A 3,688-nucleotide genomic window follows, 5' to 3' on the forward strand; every position below is an offset into this window, starting at 1 on the left:
CCTCCGCGGCGGACACGGCCGTCCGGGCGCGCTGCCGGAGGTCGGCGACCCACGCGGCGTCGGCGTGCTCCGGTTCCTCCTCCTGTGCCTCCTGGGCCAGCCGGGCGAGCAGGTTGTCCCGCTCGGCGCGTTGCCGGTCCAGCTCCCGCCGCCGCTCGGTGCGCAGGTCGGCGAACCACCGCTCCACGTCGGCGAAGCGCTGGGTGCCGAACAGCCGTTCCAGCAGCTTCTCCCGCTCGGTGGTGTCCGCGCGCAGGAACCGCGCGAACTCGCCCTGCGGCAGCAACACCACCTGGAAGAACTGCTCCGCGGTCATGCCGAGCAGCCGCTGCACGGTGCGGGTGACCTCGTCGATGCGGGTCAGCCCGTCCGCCGGCATCCCGTCCGGAGGCGGGCTCAGCCAACTCAGCGAGGCCCTGGCCTGCTGGGTCGTGAAACCCGCTCCACGCCGCTTCGGACGCTGGTACTCCGGTGCGCGCACGATCCGCAGGTGGTGCCCCTGGGCCGTGAACTCCAGCACGACCTCGGTGGCCGTGTCCGCGGGGGCGAGGTCGCAGCGCAGTCGCTGTCTGCCCGTGCCCCGCGCACCCGGCACCGCGCCGAACAGCGCGAACGCGACCGCGTCGAGTAGGGTCGTCTTGCCCGCGCCGGTGTCGCCGTGCAGCAGGAACAGTCCGTCCGCGGCGAGCGTGTCGAATTCGACGACCTCGCGGCCCGCGTAGGGGCCGAACGCGCACACCTCCAGCCGGTGCAGCCTCATCGCGCCTCCTCCCCTCCCGCCGGGGCCCGCCCCGCGTGCTCCAGGGCCCGGGTGAGCAGTGCGTCCTCGCGCTCACCCGGCGGGGCACCCCGGCAGTCCGCGAGGAAGGTGGCCGCGATCTCGCGGTCCGACCGCCCCCGCACGGCGTCCGAGTAACGCAGCACCGTGGACCGGCCGCCCTCGGGCTCCCACTCCAGGTGCAGCGTGTGCGGGAACCGCTCCCGCAGCTTCCGCATCGCGTCGACCGGGCGCACCTGGTCGGTCAGGGTGACCGAGAGGTAGCACTCCACCAGGGCGTCGTGTTCCGCCGACTCCACCAGGTCGTCCAGCCTCCCCCGTACGGTGGCCAGTTCCCTCGGCACCGGCAGGTCGCGGCGCTGCACCCCGGCCAGTCCGTCGGCGTCCAGGTCCACCAGCCACACCGCCTTGCGCGCCGTCTCGGAGAACGAGTACGCCACCGGGCTGCCCGAGTAGCGCAGGTGCTCGGCCAGCCGCTGCGGACCGTGCAGGTGGCCGAGAGCGACGTAGTCCACCCCGTCGAAGACCGACCCCGGAACCTGCTCGACCCCACCCACGGCGATCGTGCGTTCGGACTCGCTGCCCGCACCGCCGGTGACGAACGCGTGCGCCGCGACCACCGACCGGGTCGACGACGGCCGGGTCGCCAGGTCGGTGGTGACCCGGCGCATGGCCTCGGTCAGCACACCGGTGTGGCCGCGCGCGTCGGGCACCCCGAGGGAGTGGCGCGCGGTGTCCGGTTCGAGATACGGGATGCCGTAGATCGCCACCGGGCCGTGCGCGTCGTGCAGCAGCACCGGACGGTCGAGGTCGTCGACGGCGGTGCGCAGGTGCAGACCCCCCGACTCGGCGAACTCGCCGAACGCGCCGAGCCGCGCCGCGGAGTCGTGGTTGCCCGGGGTGAGCACCAGCTCCGCCCCCGCCCGCCGCAGCCGGGTCAGCGCGCGCGTCGCCACCCGGACGGCGTCGGCCGAGGGCACGGCACGGTCGTAGACGTCGCCCGCCACCACCACGACGTCGACGGACTCCCGCTCGACCAGCTCGGCGAGGTGGGACAGCACGGCATCCTGGTCGGCGAGCAGGTCGGCACCGTGAAAGGTCCGGCCCACGTGCCAGTCGGAGGTATGGAGCAGTCGCACGGCGGCCAACCTAGGAGCACCCTCCGACAGAACCGCGCACCGCCCCCGGCGTGTCCTCCGGACGTGTTGCACTCTGACCGTCGGAACCGGTTTCGTCGGTACCGACCGCCATCATGGCGACGGGCCCGGCAGCGACGGACAGGGCACCGACGGGCGGGGACGACGAGGAGGCTGCACCGGTGGGTTCGACGATCCTGGTCACCGCGGCGATCGTGCTCGCGCTCGCCCTGGCCGCGGCGGTGGTGCTGCTGTGGCGGCTGTACCAGGACGGCCTGCGCCGCGCCGACGACGCCACCCGCAGGCTCGACGAGGAACGGGCCACGGTGGACCGGCAGCGGCAGGCGCTGCGCCGCTACGAGGTCACCTTCGCCTCGATCAGCGGGCGCGGCGAGCTCGGTGAGCAGGTGCTCGCCGAGACGGCCCGCGCACTCGGATTGCGCGAGGGCGTCCACTTCACCCTGCAGACCGACCTCGCCGGGGGCGGCGCGGCCCGGCCGGACCTGCTGCTGAGCGTGGGCGGCGGCCGCACGGTGCCGGTGGACGCCAAGGCGAGCACGGCCTGCTGGGCCGAGGCCGTGGAGACCGACGACCCGGCCGAACGGCGCGACGCGCTGCGGGTGCACGTCCGGAACCTGCGCTCGCGGGCCGCCGAACTCTCCGGCAAGGACTACGCACGCTGGGCCGACGGCATCTACGGCACGGTCCTGTTCCTCCCGTCCGACGCCGCCGTGGTCGCCGCGCTCGACACCGACCCGGAACTGCTGCGCTGGCTGTTGGACCGGAGGGTGTTCCTGTGCGGGCCGACCGGGTTCGCGGTGATCGCCTCCGCCGCGCTGTTCGCCGCGACGGAGCGCACCCTGCTCGACGACGTCGAGCGGGTGCGGTCCCAGGCCGCCGCCGCGCACCGGGCGGCGGGCAACGCCGTGGACGCGGTCAACCTCTCCGGGACCCACCTGCAGCGGTTCCTCTCCGCCCGCCGCAGGGAGCTGGACGCGCTGGAGGACTTCCGGGCCCGCATCGCACCGCTCACCGAGGCCTCGGCCAGCCCCACCGCCCCGGCGGAGGTGCGCAGGGAGGACGAGGTCTCGGCCACCTGACGCCCGTCGCGGAACCGCTATTCGACGGCGCCGGGCGGGCCACGGCGGCATGGGCGAGCACGTGCCTGATGCCGTGGGTCACCGGCGAAGGGGATACGGTGTCTCCCCGTGACGGCCACACGAGACCGGCGCGGCGATCCGGACACCACAGACGACGCGAACGCGCTCCCCTGGGACACGCGCTCCGTGATCCGGTCCCGGCGCGGACTGCCCTGGTGGGGCGCGACGCTGCTCTGCCTCGGACTCACCGCGGCGGGCGCGTTCGGCGAGCAGGCGTTGACCGACGGGCTGGGGAAGGCGTACCAGGTCTGTTTCGCGGTCGGCGCGGTGGCCGCCGTGCTCGCGGTCCGACGGCGCGCCGTCTTCGGCCAGATGGTGCAGCCACCACTGATCCTGGCCGCGGTCGTGCCCACGGTGGTACTCACCGCGTCGGGCATGCCCGCGGGCAGCGACCTGGAGGACAAGGCACTCGCCATCGGGACGCCGCTGACCGGCGGTTTCCCGGCGATGGCGATCGTGACGGCGATGACGGTCGCGCTCGGCATCATCCGCTACCGGCGGGAACGCGCCCCGGCCACCGGCTCCCGCGGAGCCCGGCCGCGGACCGGGGAGGGCAGCGAGGACCGTGTCCGTCGGGACCGACCGCCGCACGGCGACCCGGACGACGCGGAGCG

General features: G+C 74.6%; 4 protein-coding genes. 2 read left to right on the forward strand and 2 right to left on the reverse strand.

What is annotated here, in order from left to right; translation table 11 throughout:
- Positions 1–760: AAA family ATPase (locus SACPADRAFT_RS28190; protein ID WP_007026893.1), on the reverse strand; the 760-nt coding region annotated here is incomplete at its 3' end.
- Positions 757–1,917, reverse strand: a complete 1,161-nt coding sequence (locus tag SACPADRAFT_RS0216160; protein ID WP_007026892.1) for an exonuclease SbcCD subunit D — start codon at positions 1,915–1,917, stop codon at positions 757–759. The genes SACPADRAFT_RS28190 and SACPADRAFT_RS0216160, both read right to left, overlap by 4 nt.
- A gap of 179 nt (positions 1,918–2,096) precedes the next feature.
- On the opposite strand from SACPADRAFT_RS0216160, the gene rmuC reads away from it, so the two are divergent.
- Positions 2,097–3,014 (forward strand): DNA recombination protein RmuC, encoded by a 918-nt coding sequence (gene rmuC, locus SACPADRAFT_RS0216165; protein WP_007026891.1) that lies wholly within the window; start codon positions 2,097–2,099, stop codon positions 3,012–3,014.
- A 108-nt stretch (positions 3,015–3,122) separates the two neighbouring features.
- The coding region (locus SACPADRAFT_RS33100) for a DUF6542 domain-containing protein (protein WP_007026890.1) at positions 3,123–3,688 on the forward strand (566 nt) is incomplete at its 3' end.

This window comes from Saccharomonospora iraqiensis subsp. paurometabolica YIM 90007 (genome assembly GCF_000231035.2).
Taxonomy (GTDB): Bacteria; Actinomycetota; Actinomycetes; order Mycobacteriales; family Pseudonocardiaceae; genus Saccharomonospora; species Saccharomonospora paurometabolica.